Genomic DNA, 23,142 nt, shown 5'->3' with positions numbered 1-23,142 from the left:
TCAGACCCCGCAGGTGGTCTCGATAATCGGATCGGTGCCCTCAGCCCGGTACCAGCTTGCGTTGATCAGGCGACCGTCGTCGGCAAATTCCGCCCCGTCTACGAGGTTGGCGCGACTGTTTTCGGCACAATTGACGGCCACAGGCAAATGCGTGACAGGGGCCCAACGCCCGAACAGATACAGGTCGACCAGCCGTTGATCGGGAACTTGATCATTGGTTCGGACCGATTGTGTGTCGATGGCCGAGAAACGGTCAACAAAAGGCACTGCGTAGGTCCAGGGACGATAGAAGGCGCGGCTTTCGATCTCGTGCACAATGGCCATTTCGTCAGGCAGTTGATCGCGGGTGCGGTCATACCATGAATACTCGCTTGCAATGGTCATGCCGATCATGCCCAGACCTGCCGCAACCGGAGTGGTCCATTTTGGCAAGCGCCCACCGGTCAGCTTGTTCAGCACAAGCACGACGCCCGCAAACGCGAAGCCCGCAAAGATAGTGCCGATCAATTCCAGAAACATGGGGTCTCTCCGTACTTGGGGGTCTTAGCCCAGCATACCTTTGCCGTGGCCAACCGCCGATTGCATCGTTTTTACCACAACAAACGCATCGCGTAGATGACTTCGCTCAAAGTCCGAAAGATCGGACGGGGGCAGATAATTGTCGGGTTTTTCACCTGATTTGACCAGCCGAACCTGATGCTCCAGCCGGGTTTCAGCGATCAGGTCATATGCGTCCAGCAGATCCCGCGCGCCAGACGGGCTAAGGACACCGCTGGCCTCGGCCGCTTTCAGGCGGGCCCGCGTGTTGGCCTCGGGTAACTCACCTTGCAGTGCGTAGATCCGTGCCAGATCAACGATTGGGACGACCCCATTGTGCTTGAGGTCCAGCGTGTTGCGATGTTCGCCCGAGCGGATCGTTGCAAATCCGCGCAGCAGACCCAGAGGGGGCGTGTGTTTCAACGAGTTCGAAATCATGTGCGCCACAAAGATCGAGTTTGCTCTGGCCGCTGCCAGAGTGTCGGCCTGCAGGTCGGCAAACAACTCAAACGTGCCGCCGATAGGGCGCAGGTCGAACATGACCGACGCCAGCATTTGCGCTTCGGGGCTTGGCTTGGCGATCCAGCCCTTGAAATAGTCGCGCCAGACGCGCGCCGGCTGGCACCAGCGCGGATTGGTCGCCATCATATCACCGGGACAGTAGAAATACCCGCAAACGTCTAACCCGTCCGAGACGAATTTGGCCAGTTGCGTGAAATAGGCCATGTCTGCGTCGGTTACGCTGTCATCCAGCATCAGACAATTGTCCTGATCCGATACGCCCGTTTGTTCCTGCCGTCCCTGAGACCCACATGCAAGCCACAGATAGGGCACCGGAGCTGGGCCCAGTTCCGCTTCGCCGAGTGCCAGCAGGCGGCGCGTGACCGTATCCGCGATATCAGTGATCAGACGCGTGACAATTTCGTGCCGGTTTCCGCCAGCAACCAGTTGTACAAGAAGCTGCGGGATTTCTTCGGTCACGCGTGCCATTTCTTCGGCGGTATCAGCCTGCGCGATACGGCGTACCAGCTCTGCCGAGTTGACCGCCTGATAATGTGTCAGATCGGTCTGGGTCACGATCCCGACGAGCCGACCACCTTCGGAAATCGGGATGTGGCCGATGCCACGCTCCATCATGATGTGCAGCACATCCGATCCGATATCGCTGGGCGACAATGTAACCGGGTTTGCGGTCATGATTTCAGAAATGGGCGTAGAGGCGGGCAGGCCGTCTGCAACGTATTTGCCCGAGATGTCCCGCAGGGTCGCAATGCCCTGCAAACTTTCACCGTCCGTGATGCAGAGCGACGAGATATGCTTGTCGCGCATGATCCGCGCTGCATCCTGAACTGACGTGTCAGCGGGGCAGGTGGCCGGGTTATGCGCCATTAATACGTCGATCGAACTAGTGGCCAGGCTTTGCGGACCACTTCGGTCGCCACGTGTGCGGTCAAAGAACTTTGCCACCACATCATGGTTATCGATCAAACTCCGCACAAGATCCGGTGGCAGAACCATTAGGACCGAGGGCGTGTGCGCGCGGGCTTTGGTGGCGGCTTTGCCGTCTTTCAGCAAGCCCCTTTCGCCAAAGGAATTGCGCAGACCCAGATGAGAGACGATGGCACCGTTCTCATCGGTAATTTCGACCTGTCCTTCATAGATCACGAACACCCCGGGTAACTTGTGGCCAAGCTCGTAGACTGAGGCGTCTTCCTCAACTTCCCAGACCTCGATCTGTTTGACGATCTGATCCAGGGCGTCGGCAGGCAACGCGTCATAGGGGTGAACGGATTTCAGAAACCGGGCTATTTCGTCATGGGACAGGGGCATGTGTTGTCTCCGGTGTTCTGGTTAAAAAATCCCGCCCAGTGATGTGCTGGGCGGGAACAGTGGATCGAAAGACGCGGTCGAAGGCAAGAACCAACGACCGCATCAAGCTCATTTGTTCTGAGCTGCGCCCGCACCACGGGGAATGCGCACGCTTTCGACCAGATCCTTGATCTCCTGCGGAGTCTCTTTGGTCATGCCTGCAACAACGTAGGCAGTCGCAAAGTTGATCATCGCACCGATTGCACCGAACGAGGTCGACTTGATCGGACCCAGCAGCGGGTCAGCATCGGTGAACGAGTTGGTGCCCGGAATGAACAACCAGCCCTTGTGCAGGAAGATGTAGACCAGGGTCACAACCAGACCAGCCAACATACCTGCAACCGCGCCGGTGTTGTTGATGCGGGTCGAGAAGATCCCCATCATCAGCGCCGGGAAGATCGAGGCTGCCGCCAGACCGAACGCCAGGGCCACGGTTTGCGCCGCAAATCCGGGTGGGTTCAGACCCAAGTAGGTTGCAACAACGATGGCTACGGCCATTGCGATACGTGCAGCCAGCAGTTCACCCTTTTCAGAGATTTGCGGGTTGATCGCACCTTTGACAAGGTCGTGGGACACAGCCGACGAGATCGCCAGCAACAGGCCCGCAGCGGTTGACAGAGCAGCAGCAAGACCACCTGCCGCGACCAGACCGATCACCCAACCCGGCAGGTTGGCGATTTCGGGGTTGGCCAGAACCAGGATGTCACGGTTGAACTTGGTCAGTTCGTTTCCAACCCAGCCTTTTTCTTCCGCGATTGCGGTCATGGCTTCGGACTTGTCGTTGTAGTACTGGATCTTGCCGTCACCGTTCTTGTCTTCCCAATCCAGAAGACCGGTTTTCTGCCAGGTTTTCATCCAGTCATAGCGCGGATCGGTGTCGATTTCCTCGACCGAAACAGCGCCACCGTCGATGCCACCATTGGGCCACATCATGTCGGTGATGTTCAGACGCGCCATTGCGCCAACCGCAGGGGCGGTCAGGTATAGCAGGGCGATGAAGACCAGAGTCCAGCCAGCCGACCAACGTGCGTCAGACACTTTCGGCACGGTGAAGAAGCGCATGATCACGTGCGGCAGACCGGCGGTACCGATCATCAGCGACAGCGTGAACAGAACCATGTTCAGCGTGTTCGAATGGTGTGCTGTGTACTCGTTGAAGCCCAGCTCGGTCACGATCGCGTCCAGCTTGGTCAGCAGGGGCTCACCGCTGGCGGTGTCACCAAACAGACCCAGAGCAGGGATCGGCGTGCCGGTCAGCTGCAGCGAGATGAAGATCGCCGGGATGGTGTAGGCTGTGATCAGCACGCAGTACTGAGCAACCTGGGTGTAGGTCACACCTTTCATCCCGCCAAACACCGCATATGCAAAGACCACACAAGCACCGATCAGCAGACCGGAGGTGTTGGATACCTCAAGGAAGCGGCCAAAAGCCACGCCCACACCGGTCATCTGACCGATCACGTAGGTCACCGAAGCAACGATCAGACAGATCACCGCAACGACGCGTGCGGTTTGGCTGTAGAAACGATCACCGATGAATTCCGAGACGGTGTATTTGCCGAACTTACGCAGGTAAGGCGCAAGCAGCAGAGCCAGCAGCACGTAGCCACCGGTCCAACCCATCAGGAAGGTCGAGTTGTCATAGCCGGTAAAGGCAATCAGGCCCGCCATCGAAATGAACGAGGCCGCAGACATCCAGTCCGCCGCTGTCGCCATACCGTTGGTGACCGGGTGAACGCCGCGACCGGCGGCGTAGAATTCTGATGTGGAACCCGCGCGGGCCCAGATCGCGATGCCGATGTATAGCGCAAAGGACGCGCCAACAAACAGCAGGTTGATGGTAAACTGATCCATTGTCCCCGCTCTCCCTTATTCTTCGTCTACGCCGAATTCGGCGTCCAGCTTGTTCATGCGCCAGGCGTAGTTGAAGATCAGCACCAGAAAGACCAGGATCGATCCCTGTTGTGCGAACCAAAAGCCCAGATCGGTTCCGCCGACGGCGATCCCCGACAGCAACGGACGCAGCAGAATGCCGAATCCAAACGACACCAGCGCCCAGATAGCGAGGCTGATGTAAATGAGGCGCAGGTTTGCTTGCCAATAGCCCTTATCGGCTTCGGACGCCTGCGCGGAGTTTGTTGAATGATCCGCCATTGCGGGTTCCTCCTTCGCTTCCTCGTTGGGCGGCCCGTGCCTAATTCCTCCAGTGACGCGGACCGCTTCTCGATGTTACCAAACGCCCCGTGACGCCCGGCAAAACTTCTCTGTTCCGCCAAGGCGGTTCATTGAAGTATTCCTTTAAGGATCAAGGCCTTGCGGCCGATCTCCTCCCCTTACTTCATCGCGCCGCTGACGATCTCCTCCAGGTCGCGGGCGATGTCTTCAATCTTGCCCATGGCATTGGTGCGTTGCAGCACGCCATGGCTTTCGTAATAGGTGATCAGCGGCGCGGTCTGCGCGTGATAAGCTGCCAACCGTGACGCCACGGTTTCGGCATTGTCATCGGCGCGGCGCTTGAATTCAGTGTGACCACACTTGTCGCATTTGCCGTCTTCGGCAGGCTTCTTGAACGTGTCGTGGTAACCTTCGCCACAACCGGCGCAGGTGTAGCGACCCGAGATGCGGATCACCATTTCGGCGTCTTCGACTTCAAGGCTGATCGCGGCGTTGATCTTCTGATTGTTCGACGCGAGCAGTTCGTCCAGTGCTTCGGCCTGAACCGTTGTGCGCGGAAAGCCGTCCAGAATGACACCCTTGGCGCAATCTGGTTGCGCCATGCGGTCACGCAGGATGGCGATGACGATGTCGTCACTGACCAGATCGCCCGCTTCCATGACGGCTTTGGCGGCAAGGCCAGCTTCTGTGCCGGCCGCAACGGCCTCGCGCAGCAGGTCGCCGGTGCTAAGTTGAACCAGCCCGAACTTTTCTTCCAGCATTCGCGCCTGTGTGCCCTTCCCGGCGCCCGGAGGGCCAAGAAGGATCAGAACGGCGGGAGTGGTGAGCGTGGCAGCGTCCATCACATCCTCACTTGTTCGCACGGTTTTCGATCAGGTCTTCGACCACCGACGGATCGGCGAGCGTCGACGTGTCACCCAGGCTGCCAAAGTCGTTCTCGGCAATCTTGCGCAGGATACGGCGCATGATCTTGCCCGAACGTGTTTTGGGCAGGCCAGGGGCCCACTGGATCACGTCTGGCGAGGCAATCGGGCCGATTTCCGTGCGGACCCAGGTGCGCAGCTCTTTCAACAGCTCATCCGAAGGCTCGCGGTCATTCATCAAAGTGACATAGCAATAGATGCCTTGTCCTTTGATTTCATGAGGATAGCCCACAACAGCAGCTTCAGCGACTGCGGCATGAGCCACCAGCGCACTTTCGACTTCGGCCGTGCCCATGCGGTGACCGGACACGTTGATCACGTCATCTACGCGCCCTGTGATCCAGTAATCGCCGTCTTCATCGCGACGGCAGCCGTCACCTGTGAAGTAGTAGCCTTTGTAATCCGAGAAATAGGTCTTCTCGAACCGTTCATGATCGCCCCAGACGGTGCGCATCTGACCGGGCCAGCTGTCTTTGATGCACAGAACACCTTCGACGCCGTTGCCTTCGATCTCAACGCCCGACTGCGGGTCCAGAACTACGGGCTCAATGCCAAAGAACGGCTTCATGGCTGAGCCGGGCTTCATTGCATGGGCACCGGGCAGGGGGGTCATCAAGTGACCGCCGGTTTCCGTTTGCCACCATGTGTCAACGATCGGGCATTTGCCCTTGCCGACGACGTCATTGTACCAGTTCCAGGCTTCGGGGTTGATCGGCTCACCCACGGTGCCCAGTGTGCGCAGATCGCTGAGGTCGCATTTCTCAACGAACTCATTGCCTTGACCCATCAGAGCACGGATCGCAGTTGGTGCGGTGTAGAACTGGTTCACCTTGTGTTTTTCACAGACCTGCCAAAAGCGCGAGGCATCGGGGAAGGTCGGAACGCCTTCGAACATCAGCGTGGTCGCACCGTTGGCCAGCGGGCCATAGACGATATAGCTGTGTCCGGTGACCCAGCCGACGTCTGCGGTGCACCAGTACACGTCGCCTTCGTGGTAATCGAAGGTGATCTCATGCGTCATCGAGGCATAAACCAGATAGCCGCCGGTGGTGTGCACAACGCCCTTGGGCTGTCCGGTCGAACCGGATGTATAAAGAATGAACAGCGGATCTTCGGCGCTCATCTCGGCGGGTGCGCAGTAGTCATCTGCCTCAAGGGCCATTTCGTTGTAGTCAAAGTCGCGCCCGTCGATCCAGGTGGTTTGACCACCGGTGCGCTTGACTACCAGACATTTCACACTGTCTTTGCAGTGCAGCAGGGCCGCATCCGCGTTGGATTTCAGCGGTGTCTTGCGACCTCCGCGGGGCGCTTCATCAGCAGTGATGACAACCTTGGCGTCACAGCCATTAACCCGCGCCGCCAGTGCGTCGGGCGAGAAGCCTGCGAAAACAATCGAATGGATGGCACCGATCCGGGCGCAGGCCAGCATCGCATAGGCGGCCTCGGGGATCATCGGCAGATAGATGACAACGCGGTCACCCTTCCGAACCCCCAGCGATTCCAAGATATTGGCCATCCGGCAGGTGCGGCGGTGTAGTTCGGCATATGAAATATGCTGCGCCGGATCATTTGGATCGTCCGGCTCCCAGATGATCGCGGTTTGATCGCCACGGGTCTTCAGGTGACGGTCAAGGCAGTTGGCCGAGACGTTTAGTGTGCCATCGGCATACCAGTTGATCTTGACTGAACCGAAGTCGTAGTTGACATCCTTTACCGTTGAGAAGGGCTTGATCCAGTCGACGCGCTTGCCTTGCTCACCCCAGAATGTGTCTGGGTCACTAATCGAGGCTGCGTACATGTCGGTATATTTTGCAGCATCGACATGCGCACGGGCGACGGTTTCTGCGGATGGCGGATATGTCTTGGCATCTGCCTGGGCAGCGGTAGTCATCGTTGAGGCTCCTCCCTCTGGACTGGATTACGTTGGGTCGTTTTTGCCCGATAGTTCAGCAAAGCCGATCCCGTTCCTCCCCAATCGAAGTATTACCGGCTTTGGAAAATAAATAAATAAATTGCCGTAATCTTTGAATTTGTTTGTAAAGAAATTTTAATCCGTATTTCATATTTGTAAATTTTGCGGCCAATGTTTGTAAAAAAGTATGTGAAACAGGGTGTTAATTGTAACAGCTACTTTCGGTTGCTTTATGCTGACACAGGGACGTCCGACCTGGCTTCAACTTATTCTCGATGTCTGCACAGTGCATCAGCGCGACCGTCAGGGTTGGCACATCCCAATGTTGGCGCTAGCTTCTTTTGCAAGCGCTTCGGGAAGAGGCGCGCCAAAGGGAGAGAAAATCATGAATAAGATGTTGAGCGGTGCCGCCGTTGCCGCCATTAGCTTTGCGTTCGTTGGCGAAGCTGCCGCGACCGAGTGGAATGCATCCGTTTGGGGCAAGCGCCGCGCGTTCACCGAACATGTCGAAAAGCTCGCTGAGCTGGTAAGTGAAAAGACCGGCGGGGACTTTACGATCAATGTCAGCTACGGTGGCCTATCCAAGCCGCGCGAAAATCTGGACGGCATCGAAATCGGGGCTTTCGAGATGGCTCAGTTCTGCGCTGGCTATCATCGCGACAAAAACCGCGCGATCACTGTGCTGGAACTGCCGTTTCTTGGTGTGAACAACCTTGAAGAAGAGGTCGCTGTCAGCCACGCGGTGTACGACCATCCAGCAGTCAAGGATGAGATGGCGCAGTGGAATGCCCGCATCATCATGACCTCACCTATGCCCCAGTATAATATCGTGGGCACGGGCGAACCCCGTGATCAGTTGGCGGAATTCGATGGAATGCGGGTTCGTGCAACTGGTGGGTTGGGCCAGGCCTTTGAGGCAGTGGGCGGTGTGCCGACTTCGGTCCCCGCGACCGAAGCCTTCAACGCGATGGAATCGGGTGTTGTGGACACAGTGGCCTTCGCCCAGCACGCGCATCTGTCTTTTGGCACGATCAATGAGGCCGATTGGTGGACGGCCAACCTAAACCCCGGCACGGTGAACTGTCCTGTGGTTGTGAATATCGACGCCTACGAAGCGCTGCCTGCCGAGCATCGCGAAGCGCTGGATAGCTCAATTGACGAGGCGATTGATCACTATCTGGCAAACTACGGCGGCCTACTGGAACAGTGGGACAGCGTCCTTGAAGAAAAAGGCGTGCAGAAGGTCATGATTGACGACGCCGTGATCGAGGAATTCCGCACCAAGGCCGCAGATCCGATCCGGGAAAAGTGGATTGCGGATATGTCGGATCAGGGGCTGCCGGCTCAAGATCTGTATGATCTGGTTCAATCCACGCTGCAGCAACAGCGCGGCGGTAACTGATCCTTTAAGCCGGGTGCCCCGTTGGGTGCCCGGTTCTCTCTCAAATAACAAGGAACGACCGGAATGGCAGGACAGGCCACGGTGCTGGAAGACGGAAGCCGTCTGAGCCAGCTGGACCGGCATTTGTTAAAGCTTGAACGTTTTCTTGCATTAATCAGCGGCCTGGCGGTTTTTGGTCTGATGGTATTGGCCGTGGTCTCCGTCAGCGGGCGCAACGCTTTGAATGCGCCGTTGCCCGGTTATGTCGACTGGATCGAACAGGCGATGCCTTTGATTGCCTTTCTGGGCATCTCATTCGTGCAGCGTGATGGTGGGCATATCCGCATGGACATCGTCATCTCGCGGCTTCACGGTCGGGCTTTGTGGCTGTTCGAGCTGATCTCGGTCCTTCTGATCCTGGTGTTGATGCTTGCACTGGTTTGGGGCAGCTGGTCCCACTTCGACCGATCTTTCGATTTTGGTGCGCCGCTCTGGAGCAGGGACAGTTCCATCGACATCGGTATTCCTCTGTGGCCTGCCAAGCTGTTGGCACCCGTCGCCTTTTCAGTGCTGTGCGCACGGCTGGTGCTTCAGGTGTGGGGCTATGGGCGTGCATTTGTGCTGGGGCTCGAGACCCCTGTTGCGGTGCCGCTCCTTCAGGATGCTGCGGCCCAAGCGGCGGCTGAGGCCGAGCAGTTCGAAGGGCAGGACTAGAACATGGACACGATTGATATTGGCCTCTGGGTCACAGGCGGTCTGCTGGTTCTGGTTGTTGCCGGTATGCGGGTGGCTTTCGCAGCAGGGCTTGCGGGTTTGGTTGGGCTTGTTTGGATATTCTGGGCCAAGTTTGGCTATGACCCGGACCGGTTTGGCAAAGCCTTGACGGTTGCGGTCAAGACCGCGGGGCAGGTTCCGCATTCCAAGGTTGCAGCGCATACGCTCAGCCTGATCCCAACCTTCATCCTGATTGGCTACCTGGCCTACTACGCGGGCCTGACGCGCGCCTTGTTCGAAGCCGCCAAACGTTGGGTGGCCTGGGTTCCGGGCGGGCTTGCCGTGTCTACGATTTTCGCAACGGCTGGTTTTGCCGCCGTATCCGGGGCGTCGGTTGCCACTTCTGCCGTCTTTGCCCGCATCGCGATTCCAGAGATGCTGAAAGTGGGCTATAACAAACGCTTTGCAGCGGGTGTTGTCGCTGCGGGGGGCACGCTGGCCTCGCTCATCCCGCCCTCGGCCATTCTGGTGATCTACGCCATCATCGTCGAGCAGGACGTGGGCAAGCTGCTGTTGGCCGGGTTCATACCGGGTGCGTTTTCTGCAATCATCTATGGCCTGCTGATTGTCGGGATTGCAGTGATCTTCAAAACCGTTGGCCCACCTGTCACAGGCTTTACCTGGAAAGAGCGTTTCTCCGCTTTGCCTGGTGCGATACCAATTGTGGCCGTGATCCTGATCATCATTTGCTTTGTCTACAACCCGTTCGGAGACAAAGCCTGGGGCACCCCTACGGAAGGCGGCGCAATCGGGGCCTTCATTGTGTTCTGTTTCGCCCTGTTTCACGGAATGCGCTGGAAGGAATTCAAATCCGCGCTTTTGGAAACTGCCAAACTGACGGCGATGATCTTTTCGATCATCTGGGGTGTTTTGATCTACGTGCGGTTTCTGGGCTTCGCAGACCTCCCCGGCGCATTTTCCGACTGGATTACCGGGCTTGAGATGTCCCCGATGATGATCCTGATCTGCATCCTTCTGGCCTACGCAGTGCTGGGCATGTTCATGGACGCAATTGGGATGCTGCTGCTGACATTGCCTGTTGTCTATCCAGCGGTCATGGCCCTGAACGGAGGTGAGACCGTCAGCGCAGCCGACAGCGCCTTTGGCATGTCTGGCCCAATGTGCGCCATCTGGTTTGGTATTTTGGTGGTCAAGATGGCCGAGTTCTGTCTGATCACGCCGCCCATTGGGCTGAATTGCTTTGTCGTGGCCGGGGTGCGCCCGGACCTGAGCGTTCAGGACGTGTTCAAAGGCGTGACACCGTTTTTCATCGCCGATGCGATGACGATTGCAATGCTTGTGGCATTCCCGGGGATAGTGCTCTACCTGCCGTCGCTTGCGGGTTAGCAGGGAAGCGAGGCTCTGCCTCGCGCTCCAAGGTATTTATGGCCAGATGAAGCAAGGGATCCGATCTTCATCTGGCTGAAAATACCTCGGGGGAGGCGCGCGCAGCGCGGCGGGGGCAGAGCTCCCATGACAACGCCTTACCCGGCCCGCATCAGCATTCCGAATAGATCGCGCGGATCATCGGGATCGGCCAGCATGTCCAAAGGCTCAAAGAAACCTGTGCCTTCGATCGCTTGCGTTACATAGCGCAGGGCCGAGAAATCTTCGATTGCGAAACCTACGCTGTCGAACAGCGTAATCTGACGATCATCGACACGCCCTTTGGCCGCGCCAGTGATGACCTGCCACATCTCAGTTACCGGATGATCTGCCTCCAGGGCCTGAATTTCACCCTCGATTCTGGTCTGCTCGGGATATTCGACAAAAATATCTGAGCGAAGCAGAATATCTCGATGAAGTTCCGTTTTGCCCGGACAGTCGCCACCGATGGCATTGATGTGAACACCGGGGCCGACCATGTTATCGGTCAGGATCGTGGCGTATTTCTTGTCCGCGGTGCAGGTGGTGATGATCTGGGCACCTTCGATGGCCTCCTCTGGCGTGGTGCAGGGAACAACAGTCAAATCCTTACCCTGCAGGTTCTTCGCACATTTTGCCGTTGCGTTCGGGTCAGTATCGTAGAGCCGGACGGTACTGATGCCGCACATTGCCTTAAAGGCCATACACTGGAATTCAGACTGCGCGCCATTGCCGATCATCGCCATCGTGGTGGCGTTTGTTGGGGCGAGATAACGCCCAACCAATGCCGAGGTTGCCGCTGTGCGCAGGGCGGTCAACAGCGTCATCTCGGTTAGCAGGGTTGGATAGCCAGTATAAACATCTGCCAACAGACCAAATGCCGTGACCGTTTGCAAACCTTCTGAGGTATTCTTGGGATGGCCATTCACGTATTTGAAGCCATAAGCCTCACCATCGGAGGTCGGCATCAATTCGATCACACCGTGCGGTGAATGCGCCGGAATACGCGGGGTTTTGTCAAAACTCTCCCACCGTTTGAAATCAGCTTCGATCTGTGCGGCGATTTGCGTGATCATTTGCTCGACGCCGATGTGATGAACCAATCGCATCATGTTGTCGACGGATACAAACGGCACCAGGGCCTTGTCGGATGGTTGCATAGTGCTTTCTCCTATCGGCGGGAAAGGTGGACGCCTGCGATCATGCAGCGAACCGAACCACCGGCTGTTTCGATTGTTGGAACGGAAAGTGGCAAGGGTGTTGCGCTTTCCCGAATTGTAACGACTTGATCCGGGGTAAGGGCAGCAAGCGCTCTGCTCGACAACGCGAGCACCAATCCGTCGCGCCCTGTCAACTCAATCGCGTTGCCTGCAAACTCAGCAATTTGTTTGTGTGTCAGGTCAATCACGGTTCGCCCAGATTCCTCTAACCGGTCACGAACAGTTGCGCGCCGATCAGGGTCAGGAATCATGTCGAGGCAGATCAAAGCATACTGGGTCCCGATGCCCATCAATACATTGGTGTGATAAACGTCTCGGCCTGTGGCGTCGCGGGCTTCGAATGCAATCGGCTCATAGTTAAAATGTGTGCAAAACCGTTCCAACAAGACTGGGTCAGCGCGGTTGGACGTAACCGTGTAGGCGATACGCCCAACGTGATCCAACACCATCGCACCTGTCCCTTCCAGCGCAAGGTTGTCTTGCTCCAGTCCGGAATAATCTATGACGTCCTGAACGCGGTACTTTTGTTTGAGCAGTTCAATGACACCGGTTCGGCGTTCGCGGCGGCGAGAAGGAACAAACATTGGGTATATCGCGATATGACCGCCGGGATGCGTTGAAAACCAGTTATTTGGAAATACGCTGTCGGGTGTGTTCAGGTCGCCGAAATCGTCAAATACATGTACGGTAATGCCTGCGTCCCGTAACTGCCGTACGGCCTGATCATGCTCATCCCTGGCCGCTGCAGAGGTAGCGTTGGCAGAGGTGCCGCTAAGTGTTTGAAACGCATTGTCATCGCGTGTTTCCGGGTTGGACGCAAAAGCATGGGGCCGGATCATGACAGCAGCAGAGGGTGCTTGCAGCGACAGCATCAGAAACTCCGGGTGGGGCGGTCAAAGATGCGGCGGCCCATAAGTGAGGCGGCCAGATCGACCATAAGTTTGGCGGTGCGACCCCGTTCATCCAGAAACGGGTTCAATTCAACAAGATCCAACGAACTGACCAGCCCGCTTTCGTGCAGCAATTCCATCACAAGATGGGCTTCGCGCTCGGTCGCCCCGCCAGGAACCGTAGTGCCAACGGCGGGCGCTATGGCGGGATCGAGGAAGTCAACATCCAGCGACACATGCAGCAAGGCATTTTCGGCGCGCACCCGGTCCAGAAAGGCCAGCAGAGGTGCCTTTATCCCATGCTCATCAATACTGCGCATGTCGGCCAGCATGGCGTGGTCTTGCTCGAGTGCCGAACGTTCAGCTGGATCGACGGAGCGCAGGCCAATCATTCCAACGCGGTCCGTTGGAACCTTGGCAGACAGGGGGGGAAAGGCATCAAAACCGGGTCTGCCCGTAAAATAGGCCACCGGTGTTCCGTGCAAGTTGCCGCTGCCTGTGCTGTCTGGTGTGTGAAAGTCGCTATGGGCGTCTAACCAGAGCACAAACAGCGGCCTTTCGACCTGTGCCGCATATGCGGCCATCCCGGCGACGGTGCCCATGGACAATGCATGATCGCCGCCCATGAAAATAGGTACGCCCTGACGCGCGGCCGCCTGCGCCGTCGTGCTGAGAGCGCGGGTCCAGCCCACACATTCGGGCAAGGAAAAGAGGTGAGGGTGGTCGACTAGGCCGGTCTCGTCCGGGATCACGTCACCCTGGTCCTGAACGGAATGGCCAAGATCGGTCAAAGCCTCTTGCAGCCCGGCCACACGATAAGCGTCTGGGCCCATCCGGCATCCCTGACGACGTTTTCCGGCGTCCATGGGGACGCCCACCAATATGATAGTTTTCATGTCCATATGCTCATTTAGGCTGGCAGAGTGTCTTGCGTGAAGGCAGCAAAATGCTCAAAATGGGTCAAGAAAGTCCTTAATGAGAAAAAGATATGGACGATTTGGACAATCGATTGCTCAATGCGTTGCAACGTGATGCGCGCGCCAGCCTGTCTGAGCTGTCAGAAACGCTCGGCGTGACGCGCACCACGGTGCGTAGCAGGTTGCAGCGGCTGAAACAGTCCGGAGAAATTGTCGGCTTCACCGTTCTCACCCGACGGGATCTGGCGCAAAGTCCGGTGCGTGGTTTGATGATGCTGGAGATTGAAGGGCGCGGGACAGAACGTGTCATGGCGCGTATAGCGGCCTTGCGGCAGGTGACAGCAGTGCATTCGACCAATGGCAGTTGGGATCTGATAGCCGAGATCTCTGCCGAAACCCTGGCCGAGCTGGATGAGGTTCTGTTTCAGATCCGCCGCTTTGACGGTATCACACGATCCGAGACGAATCTGTTGTTGTCCACGCGAAAGGGGCGGCTCTAGTGCTTTGAGATGAAAACAATTTGTGCCAGTGTTTCTGGGCAAAATATGACAAAGCAATCGCTGGATCGATTGGATTTGCAGACAGGCAGGGACGTGCAGCATGACCACTTCGCAGAAATCTGACGAACCGCTCGCCTTGCAATGGGCAGAACGTATTACGGCAATTCTGGAGAAGCCCTGGCTGCGCATCGCTATACCCATTGTCGTAACGGGCATTGCACTGACGGTTTTGCACGAGTTGTCGGCCCATGTGAAATGGTCGGATGTGCAGAACGACATTTCGGCGACGTCTTGGAAACTGATGTTCATTGCGCTGTGCTGGACGGCGTTCAGTTTCTTTTCCTTGTCACTTTACGACGTGTTCGCTGTGCAGAGCGTGGCTGATGGCAAAGTACCCTTGCCGGTGGCCGGAATGGCAGGAGCCAGCGGTTATGCTGTATCAAATTGCCTCGGTTTCTCTTACATCACCGGAACCGCGATCCGGTATCGGATCTATGCATCGCTTGGTCTGGATCTGGGGCGCGTGGCCGGGGTGATTGCGACCTCTTGGGTGGCGTTCTGGATGGGTCTGGTTCTGATAGTGGGTCTGTTGTTGACCTTTCATCCCGACGGCATCTCGAAGGTGGTACCGGTCAGCGCAACAGTGGAAACCGCCATCGGGCTGTGTCTGCTGGGTGGGCTGCTTGTCCTCTTCATCTGGTTGTCCACCGGTGGACGGCGGTTTTCATTGGCCGGTGTGGGGTTCAACCTGCCGGGCGGAAAACTTGCTAGCCTTCTGACGCTGGCCGCGATTGGCGATCTGTTCGGCGCATCCATGGTGTTGTATGTCCTGATGCCGGACGATCTGGGCGTTGGCTACCCGTATTTCTTCACGATTTTTATTGCCGCTATCGCTGTAGGTATCCTCAGCCACGCACCGGGTGGGATTGGCGTGTTCGAAGCGACACTGATTGCCGGGCTAGGGGCATCGGGACGATCCGACGTTATTGCCGCGCTGTTGTTGTATCGTGTGGTTTATACTTTTCTGCCATTCACAATTGCCAGCCTGTCGATTGCTGTGGCGTCGGCACTGACACAACGCCGCCGGATCAGCGGGGCTGCAACCTGGGTGTACCGCGCGATCCGGCCAATGGTGCCGATTGTTGCGGCCGGTGTGGCAGCGGTGGCCGGGGTGATCCTGCTGGTGTCAGGGGCGCTGCCTGCTGGGTCACAGAACCTTGGCGTTTTGAAGGATGTTTTGCCGCTGTCCTTTGTTGAAGCCTCGCATCTGGTAGGCAGCGCCATTGGTGTTCTGCTTTTACTGGTTTCGCGCGGCTTGTTCCGCAAGCTTTACCGCGCTTGGGTGGTGGCGATGTTGTTGATGGCGGCAGGCTTCTTCGCGTCTCTCGCCAAGGGTTTGGACACGCACGAAGCGGTGTCGATGTTGGGGACGATAGGTGTTTTGGGCCTGTTCCGTGGAGCGTTTTACAGGGTCAGCGGCGCTTCGATTTTCCGTCTGAACATCCCATGGCTGATAAGCGTTGTTGTGTTGCTGGCGGTCATTTTCTGGATTGGGCTATTTGCTTATTCCCACGTCGAATACCAAAACGCTTTGTGGTGGGAGTTTGCCTGGAATGGCGACGCTTCGAGGTTTTTACGCTCGAGCCTTGTTGTGGCTGTGATCGTCGGCGTTGTGGCCGTGAACTCTCTGTTCGGGCGCGAAATTCCAACACCACAACGCACCGAAATCCCCGAGGTTGTCGAACGGTTGGTGATGGAGAGCGAGGATACCGAGTCCCAGATCTCGCTGACCGGCGACAAGCAGTTTCTGATTTCACCGGATAAAACGGCCTTCATTGCTTATGCCGATACGGGCAACGCGGTGATCTCAAAAGGGGAGCCAGTAGGGGACGAGGTCGCAGGCCGCCAATTGATCTGGCAGCTTCGGGAAATGGCGGATCGTGAAGGAAAGCTGTGTGCGTTCTACAGTGTATCGACCAAATATCTGCCAACCTTTCTGGACCTGGGTCTGTCGATCCTGAAAATAGGTGAGGTCGCGCGCGTGCCGTTGCAAGATTTTTCGCTGGACGGAAAGTCGCGCAAGCGGTTCCGGCAGGCCAAGAACAGGGCCGAGCGGGAAGGCTATGTGTTTGAGATTATCCCAAAGGAAAAACTGGCACCGGTATTGCCAGAATTGCGCGAGATTTCAGATCATTGGCTCGAGCAAAAGGCCGGTGCCGAAAAAGGATTTGCGCTTGGGGGCTTTGACGATCAGTACCTTTCTTATTTCGACCATGCGGTATTGCGCGACGGAAACACAGGTAAGATCAAGGCGTTCGCCAACCTGTTCCAAGGCGGCAACAAATCCGAACTGTCGCTGGACCTGATGCGCTATGAGCCTGACAGCCCCAGCTTTGTCATGGACGCTTTGTTTGCAGAGATGATGGTGTGGGGCTCGGAACAGGGCTTTCACTGGTTCTCGCTGGGGGCTGCGCCGTTTTCAGGCATAGAAAACCGGCAACATGCCTCGCTCTGGAACCGGATCGGAGGGTTCGTTTATGAGCACGGCGAACAGTTTTATCATTTCGAAGGCTTGCGCAGCTTCAAGCAGAAATTTGACCCGGAATGGAGCCCGAATTATCTGGCCAGCCCCGGCGGGTTGGCCGCGCCGCGTATCCTTTATGAGGTCAATATCCTGATCTCAGGCGGGCTGCGCGGTCTGACAAAGTAGGATCAGTTCAGGCTGGCACCGGTTGGGGTTTTCTGCAGCAGATCCCCCCAATCGGTGCGATAGGCCATCTCGGCCAACACGGTCTCGGGCAGAAACTCCTGATTTTGACGGATCTGCCAACCGCCGCCTAAACCTTTGTACACCGCGACCAGATTGCTGGACACTTGCTGGCGCGCTTCGATCAGATTGGCTTGCGAGCGCAGAAGGGCGGTTTGCGTGTTCAGAATACGCGAATAGCTGGCAATGCCGTCCGTGTACTGGCTGACCGCAATCTCAGCCGCCTTGCGCGAGGCGTCGACGCTTTGCTGATAGAATCCAACCTGTTTACGTGCCTGAGTATAAGCGACCATGGCGCTTTCAACCTCGGAATACGCGGTTAAAACGGTGTTCTGGTAATTGGCGATCAGCGCTTGATAGGCGGCATCCTGTGCGCGGACATTGTTCTTGATGCGGCCATAGTTCAGCACGTTCCAGACCACGCCAGCGCTGGCCAGACCGGTGGTGCTGTTGCCGCTGAACAGGTCGCGTCCGCCCGAAGCCTGTAGGCCAATCGAGCCGGACAGCACGAATTGTGGATACAGATCCGCCATCGCGATGCCCACCTGCGCCGATTGCGTCGCAGCAGCCAGTTCCGCGGCCCGCACATCCGGGCGGCGGCGCAGAAGTTCGGCGGGTACACCCACAGCCACATTTGTCCGCGCGGACGGGATGCGGCCCGAGTTCCCCAACAAGCTGGTCATCCGGGACGGCGTGACACCCAGCAGCACGGCCAGGGCATTCTTGGTTTGTTGCAGGTCACTTTCCAGCTCGGGCACCAAAGCTTTGGTGTTGTTGAGAAGTGCGGTAGACTCCTGCACGTCCAACTCGGTGGTGACACCGTTGTTGAAACGCAATTGGGTCAGGTCCGCAGAGTCTTGCTGCAACTTGATGTTTTCGCGGGCGACCGCCAAAGATTCCTGTAACGCGCGGATATTGACGTACAAAGCAGCCACATCCCCGGTCAGTGTCACCAACGCGTCGTCGTAATTGGCCACCTGAAGTGCCAGATTAGACCGCGCGGCCTGCACCCCGCGCCGCTGTGCGCCCCAGACGTCCAGCTCCCACTGGGCATCGAAGCCGACTTGCGAGGTCGAGAATTCGGTATCCAGCGGAATGATGCGGTTGATATCGGCAATGGGTCCAAGATTGTCGCTGATCTGCCGTCGCTGCAACGACCCGCCAATGGCTTGGGATTGCGGGTAAAGCTCACCAAATGCGATGCCCAACTGTGCACGGGCCTGCAACACGCGTGCCCCCGCGACCTGAAGGGTCAGGTTTTGCGCGTAAGCTTCTGCAATCAGCCTGTTGAGGGTGGGGTCATTGAACGTCTCCCACCATTTCACCACGGGTGCGCTGCGCGATGTCAGGCCGCTTTGGCCGGTGCTGGGGTTGTTCACTTCGATCCATTGCTTCACGACCGGAGAGTTCGGGCGCACGAAATCCGGTCCCACTGGTGCGCAAGCCACCAGAGTAGCAGCGCAAAGGGCAGTTCCCAGAAACCGGCGGAGTGTCATAGCGCGCATCCTCAGATATCCAGCGGTCGGATGAAGTTGGCGAAGGAATAGAGGCGGATGTTGATGCGCCTCAGGAATTCAAAGCTTTTTCCCATGCCCGTGTAAATTGCCACGGCAGCGTGGCCACCTGCGGGGAAAGTATGCCCTTCGGGCAAATCGACCGAGATCTGTACAGCGATCCGACCGGGCAGTTTGGGCAATTCAAAACCGGGCAGGCGCCCAGACGGGATGTACTGTCCTTGCCTTGTCGCCCACCAGATCGCCTCGACCTTGCCGGTCAGGATTTCGCCGGGGTAAAGGTCAAGCGCTACTTCAACCTCTTGCCCCGGCTCAACAAACTTCAGATTCTGCTGGCGGAATGTGGCAAGGAGATAGGGGTTGTCCTCGGTTACGAAACTGGCAATCGCGCCCAAACGAATATCACCAACGACAAGCCCAGGACGGGCCTGCTGCGAGACGATCATACCGTTTTCAGGGGCATAAATCGTTGTGTTTTCGAGGAAGTACTCAGCTTCGGAGAGCTGCGCCTGCGCCTGAAGAATGCCGGTGTTCACACCGTCGATCTGCGATTCCAGCGCCAGCTGTGCTTTGTTCAGATTGGCCTCGGCCTGTTTCACGCCGGCTTGATCTTCGGCGACTTGCTCGTTCCAACGGTCCAGCTCGTCCTGTCGTGCGCCACCTGCCGGGACCAGGTTTTCGTACCGGGCCTGTTCCGTTATGGCATAGGCCAGTTGTGCATTCGCCCGCTCAACAGCTTCGGTTTTGGCGATGACATCCTGTTCCAGAATTTTCGCGTTCTGCTCGGCCGCGACCAGTTGCGCCTTGGCATTGTCCACCGCCAGCGAAAACACTGTGTCATCGAAACGATACAGCGGGTCGCCCTTGGTCACTTGAGTGTTCGGCTCAACCAGCACCTCGGTCAAAATTGTGGGCTGCGTCAGTTTAGGTACGATCTGTATAGTTGAACGCACCACATGGCTGTCTGCCGAAAAAGGCTGAAAGAAGCGCAAAGCCACAAGAAAGATCAGCAGCAGGTGCGCACCCACCCAGAACGAGACGATGCCCCAGGCAATGTTGAATTTCAGCAATTCCAGCTTGAAGAAAATGAGCCAGACAAAAATGATGTAGAAAAGAGTGATGCCAAGGGCGACGAACATAGGTCTTGCTTTCCTTAGGTCTTAGCCTTGCTGGGTATCGTCTGTGTCCAGACGATCCTGATATTCCGGCTTTACCTTGCCGCCCAGACGTTTGATTTCATCGCGAATGGCGTCTTTCTCTTCGTCCGGACCACGGCGCATGTCGACGGTGACACCATCGTGGAAAGCCCACATAAAGGCGTGAACCCAAGGCACAACGGCCAGAAATCCCATCCATCCCATGATCTTGACAGCTTCTGCGTGCGGGTGATTGCGTTTGATCGCGATCCGTCCTGGAAGCCCCATCAGGAACAAGAAAACTGCCATCACTGCTGCAAGCAGCAGGATCAATGCTACAAATGTCAGGTAATCGTAATAGCCCAAAGGCTGGCCCAATAGTCCCATGTTGCCTCCTGCCGGGGTGCGGGTCCCGCTGGTTGTTTTCTGGGGATCGGTCGGCGTGTTTTGTAACCGGGCTTGGCAGAAAAACCTGACTCGGGTGCATCACCGCCCAGGCTCCCCATCCCTGCAATGATCACTTTGTGGCGATACTGTCAGGCCATTACCCGTCTGGCAAGAACAGGTCGGGAAAAGACACGGATAAATTACGTCAATCGGCAATGTGCAGCGCCGTATTCCAGTCTACGCATTTTTGACCAAGTTCGTGGGGCAGGTGCTTATCGGTATAGAAACTGTCGATCTCGCTGAGCGAGGCGATCCGAGCCGGAGCAGAGCGTTGGAATTTTGATTGATCAGCGACCAAACAGGTACGACGCGCCTGTGCGATAATGGTTTGGCTGACCTGAACCTCCTGAAAATCGAAATCCAAAAGATCACCGTCGCTATCAAGGGCCGAGCACCCGATAACGGCCAGATCGAACTTGAATTGCCGGATTGTCGATACAGTCAAATTTCCGATCAACCCGCCATCAGCCCGCCGAAGCACGCCACCGGCCATCACGATTTCGCAGTGCGGGTTTTCAATCAAGATGTTGGCGACATTCATATTGTTCGTCACGACCATCAGGTTCTTGTGGTTCAGCAATTGCCGTGCCACGGCCTCGGTCGATGTGCCGATATTCATGAAGATCGACGCCCCATCCGGAACGTCCTGGGCGCAGGCTTTGGCGATGCTGGTTTTGGCATCCGCATTCAGGGCACGGCGGTCTTCATAATCGATATTTGAGACGCCAGACCGCAAAACTGCGCCGCCGTGGACCCGGTCAAGCTTGCCCGCATCCGCAAGCTCCGTCAGATCGCGTCGGATCGTCTGAACAGTAACGCCAAATCGTTCGGCTAGCCCCTCAACGGTGACGCGCCCCTCAGAGCTGGCAATTTCCAGAATGTCGGATTGGCGAAAGGAAAGAGACATAGGGCGGGTCCAAGGTAATGCGTTCTTTCGTTTTTGTTCTTTTGGGTGAAATTGGCAAGAAGCGCTGCGTATTTTTCATATCAGCGTTGCAAAAAGAAAATAAACGAACATAAACATTGACCATACGAAGAACATTCTGGCTAATGCGCCTGATCATGCCTGGCGGGGAATCATTGGACATGCAGTCGACAGAAGACCAGATCACAGACCTTTTCATCATCGGCGGCGGCATCAATGGCTGCGGTATTGCCCGAGACGCCGCTGGACGGGGCCTTTCAGTGGCGCTGGCGGAAATGAACGATCTGGCATCGGCTACGTCTTCGGCCTCGACCAAGCTGTTTCACGGCGGGTTGCGGTATCTGGAATATTTTGAAATCCGTCTGGTGCGCGAAGCGCTGATCGAACGTGAAACCCTGCTGCGGGCCATGCCGCACATCAGCTGGCCGATGCGATTTGTGTTGCCATATCACAAAGATATGCGGTTCGATTCCGAGACACCGACATCGCGTTTGCTCAGCACGGTGATGCCGTGGATGCGGGGGCGGCGTCCCGCATGGCTGATCCGGTTGGGGTTGTTCTTGTACGATAATCTGGGTGGGCGCAAAATTTTGCCCGGAACCACGTCACTGAACCTGCGTACGGCCCCTGAAGGAAACCCTCTGCAGGACAAGTTCGAAACGGCCTATGAATATTCCGACTGTTGGATCGAAGATTCCCGTCTGGTGGTCCTGAATGCGCGGGATGCTGAGGCGCGCGGCGCACAGATCATGGTGCGGACCGAGGTGATCTCGGCCGAGCGTGTGGGAGATCTGTGGGAAGTGACCGTGCGGGACCGCGACAGCGATGAGACCCGTGTGATCAAGGCGAAAATGCTGATCAACGCGGGCGGTCCGTGGGTTGGCGACATCATCCAGACCAAGATCCGTGTGAACTCGCGCGAGGGTGTTCGGTTGGTACGCGGCAGCCATATCGTGACGCCCAAATTGTACGATCACGACAAGTGCTATTTCTTTCAGGGTGAAGATGGCCGCATCATCTTTGCCATTCCATATGAGCAGGATTTTACCCTGATTGGAACAACCGATCAGGATCATCCGGACCCTTCCACCAAGCCGGTTTGTACCGAGGCCGAGCAGGAGTATCTCTGCGCCTTCGCGTCGAAGTATTTCAAACGCGCCGTGACCCGCGATGATGTTGTTTGGACCTATTCCGGTGTGCGTCCTCTGTATGACGATGGGGCCAACAGCGCCACTGCAGCGACGCGTGATTATACGTTGAAGGTCGATGCGCAGGGTGGGGCACCCGTTTTGAACGTGTTTGGCGGTAAAATCACCACCTACCGCAGGCTTGCTGAAAGCGCGCTGGAGAAGGTGGCCGAGTTCTTTCCTAATCTGCCTGGTCCCTGGACAGCAGGTGTCGCTTTGCCCGGTGGAGACTTTCCAGTTGATGCCGTTGACACTCTAAAAAGCGACCTTCTTGCAAAGTATCCGTTCCTCACCGCCGCTTGGGCCGCACGCTTGATCCGCGCATACGGCACTGAGGCGCGTGATGTTCTAGCTGGTGCAAAACAGGCCACCGATCTGGGCGAAGACTTTGGCGCAACCTTGACTGCGCAAGAGGTCGCTTGGCTGATGGACAAGGAATATGCGCGCACCGCCGATGACATTGTATGGCGGCGCAACAAGCTGGGTCTTCGTCTGAACAAGGATCAGATAGCGCGGATCGATGAATGGATGGCTGAGCGTCGCGCCGCGTGACAGGGGTCGTAAGACCCTTGGCGGTGGACTCCTGTTGTGTTAGCCCTTGGAGACGGTCGGCAGACACCGAGGCGCCGCTGCTCTGGTTCAGAGTGCTAAACCTGCCTGTGAGACATAATTGACATCGCAACACTCAGGGCGTTGCTTCGTC

Annotated in this window: 19 protein-coding genes; 6 read left to right on the top strand and 13 right to left on the bottom strand. The window is 57.0% G+C overall.

Features of this window, described 5'->3' with window-relative positions:
• From GS646_RS09370 to acs, 6 genes are all read right to left on the bottom strand, one after another.
• Positions 1-519, bottom strand: a complete 519-nt coding sequence (locus tag GS646_RS09370; RefSeq protein WP_171089533.1) for a hypothetical protein — start codon at positions 517-519, stop codon at positions 1-3.
• A gap of 24 nt (positions 520-543) precedes the next feature.
• Complete coding sequence (locus GS646_RS09365) at positions 544-2,367, bottom strand: putative nucleotidyltransferase substrate binding domain-containing protein (protein WP_171182828.1); 1,824 nt, start codon at positions 2,365-2,367, stop codon at positions 544-546.
• Between the two features lie 108 nt (positions 2,368-2,475).
• Positions 2,476-4,260 carry a sodium:solute symporter family protein gene (locus GS646_RS09360; protein WP_171089537.1) on the bottom strand — a complete coding sequence of 595 codons (1,785 nt, stop codon included), beginning with the start codon at positions 4,258-4,260 and terminating at the stop codon, positions 2,476-2,478.
• Between the two features lie 15 nt (positions 4,261-4,275).
• Complete coding sequence (locus GS646_RS09355; protein WP_171174533.1) at positions 4,276-4,560, bottom strand: DUF4212 domain-containing protein; 285 nt, start codon at positions 4,558-4,560, stop codon at positions 4,276-4,278.
• 179 nt (positions 4,561-4,739) lie between these two features.
• Positions 4,740-5,423: an adenylate kinase gene (locus GS646_RS09350; protein WP_171091139.1), complete on the bottom strand. Its 684-nt coding sequence runs from the start codon at positions 5,421-5,423 to the stop codon at positions 4,740-4,742.
• Between the two features lie 7 nt (positions 5,424-5,430).
• On the bottom strand, positions 5,431-7,395 hold the full coding sequence (gene acs / locus GS646_RS09345) for an acetate--CoA ligase (protein ID WP_171646847.1): 1,965 nt from the start codon (positions 7,393-7,395) through the stop codon (positions 5,431-5,433).
• Positions 7,396-7,801: 406 nt separating this feature from the next.
• Here acs and dctP point away from each other — a divergent pair, with 406 nt between their 5' ends.
• From dctP to GS646_RS09330, 3 genes are all read left to right on the top strand, one after another.
• Positions 7,802-8,818 carry a TRAP transporter substrate-binding protein DctP gene (dctP, locus tag GS646_RS09340; RefSeq protein ID WP_171182833.1) on the top strand — a complete coding sequence of 339 codons (1,017 nt, stop codon included), beginning with the start codon at positions 7,802-7,804 and terminating at the stop codon, positions 8,816-8,818.
• A 63-nt stretch (positions 8,819-8,881) separates the two neighbouring features.
• A complete protein-coding gene (locus GS646_RS09335) occupies positions 8,882-9,511 on the top strand; it encodes a TRAP transporter small permease (RefSeq protein WP_171089546.1) in 630 nt (209 codons plus the stop codon).
• Between the two features lie 3 nt (positions 9,512-9,514).
• On the top strand, positions 9,515-10,918 hold the full coding sequence (locus GS646_RS09330; protein ID WP_171182835.1) for a TRAP transporter large permease: 1,404 nt from the start codon (positions 9,515-9,517) through the stop codon (positions 10,916-10,918).
• Positions 10,919-11,055: 137 nt separating this feature from the next.
• Here the strand turns inward: GS646_RS09330 and GS646_RS09325 are convergent, their stop codons facing one another.
• From GS646_RS09325 to rocF, 3 genes are read right to left on the bottom strand one after another with little or no spacing between them, the layout of a single operon-like run.
• Positions 11,056-12,096, bottom strand: a complete 1,041-nt coding sequence (locus GS646_RS09325; protein WP_171182836.1) for an ornithine cyclodeaminase — start codon at positions 12,094-12,096, stop codon at positions 11,056-11,058.
• 11 nt (positions 12,097-12,107) lie between these two features.
• Positions 12,108-13,028, bottom strand: coding sequence for a citrulline utilization hydrolase CtlX (gene ctlX, locus GS646_RS09320; protein ID WP_171646848.1), 921 nt, complete (start codon positions 13,026-13,028; stop codon positions 12,108-12,110).
• Entirely contained in the window at positions 13,028-13,948 is a 921-nt protein-coding gene (gene rocF, locus GS646_RS09315; RefSeq protein WP_171182840.1) for an arginase, read from the bottom strand. Before rocF ends, ctlX begins: the two co-directional genes overlap by 1 nt.
• Positions 13,949-14,034: 86 nt before the next feature.
• Here rocF and GS646_RS09310 point away from each other — a divergent pair, with 86 nt between their 5' ends.
• Complete coding sequence (locus tag GS646_RS09310) at positions 14,035-14,463, top strand: Lrp/AsnC family transcriptional regulator (protein ID WP_171089554.1); 429 nt, start codon at positions 14,035-14,037, stop codon at positions 14,461-14,463.
• A gap of 100 nt (positions 14,464-14,563) precedes the next feature.
• Entirely contained in the window at positions 14,564-17,173 is a 2,610-nt protein-coding gene (gene mprF / locus GS646_RS09305; RefSeq protein ID WP_171182842.1) for a bifunctional lysylphosphatidylglycerol flippase/synthetase MprF, read from the top strand.
• Positions 17,174-17,175: 2 nt separating this feature from the next.
• Here mprF and GS646_RS09300 read toward each other — a convergent pair whose 3' ends face one another.
• The 4 genes from GS646_RS09300 to GS646_RS09285 all read right to left on the bottom strand — a co-directional run bounded on the left by GS646_RS09300 (position 17,176) and on the right by GS646_RS09285 (position 21,234).
• A complete protein-coding gene (locus tag GS646_RS09300; protein WP_253746386.1) occupies positions 17,176-18,726 on the bottom strand; it encodes an efflux transporter outer membrane subunit in 1,551 nt (516 codons plus the stop codon).
• Positions 18,727-18,737: 11 nt separating this feature from the next.
• Positions 18,738-19,883 (bottom strand): HlyD family secretion protein, encoded by a 1,146-nt coding sequence (locus GS646_RS09295; RefSeq protein ID WP_171182846.1) that lies wholly within the window; start codon positions 19,881-19,883, stop codon positions 18,738-18,740.
• A gap of 21 nt (positions 19,884-19,904) precedes the next feature.
• A complete protein-coding gene (locus GS646_RS09290) occupies positions 19,905-20,267 on the bottom strand; it encodes a DUF3302 domain-containing protein (RefSeq protein WP_171182848.1) in 363 nt (120 codons plus the stop codon).
• 205 nt (positions 20,268-20,472) lie between these two features.
• A complete protein-coding gene (locus GS646_RS09285) occupies positions 20,473-21,234 on the bottom strand; it encodes a DeoR/GlpR family DNA-binding transcription regulator (protein ID WP_171182849.1) in 762 nt (253 codons plus the stop codon).
• 179 nt (positions 21,235-21,413) lie between these two features.
• Between GS646_RS09285 and glpD the strand changes: the two genes are divergently transcribed.
• Complete coding sequence (gene glpD / locus GS646_RS09280) at positions 21,414-22,991, top strand: glycerol-3-phosphate dehydrogenase (RefSeq protein WP_171646849.1); 1,578 nt, start codon at positions 21,414-21,416, stop codon at positions 22,989-22,991.
• Positions 22,992-23,142 lie beyond the last annotated feature (151 nt).

Origin of the sequence: Ruegeria sp. HKCCD4315 (assembly GCF_013112245.1) — a bacterium.
In the GTDB taxonomy this organism is placed as follows: Bacteria; Pseudomonadota; Alphaproteobacteria; order Rhodobacterales; family Rhodobacteraceae; genus Ruegeria.
The sequence above is the reverse complement of the archived record's forward strand: the minus strand, read 5'-3'. Positions and strand labels throughout refer to the sequence as shown.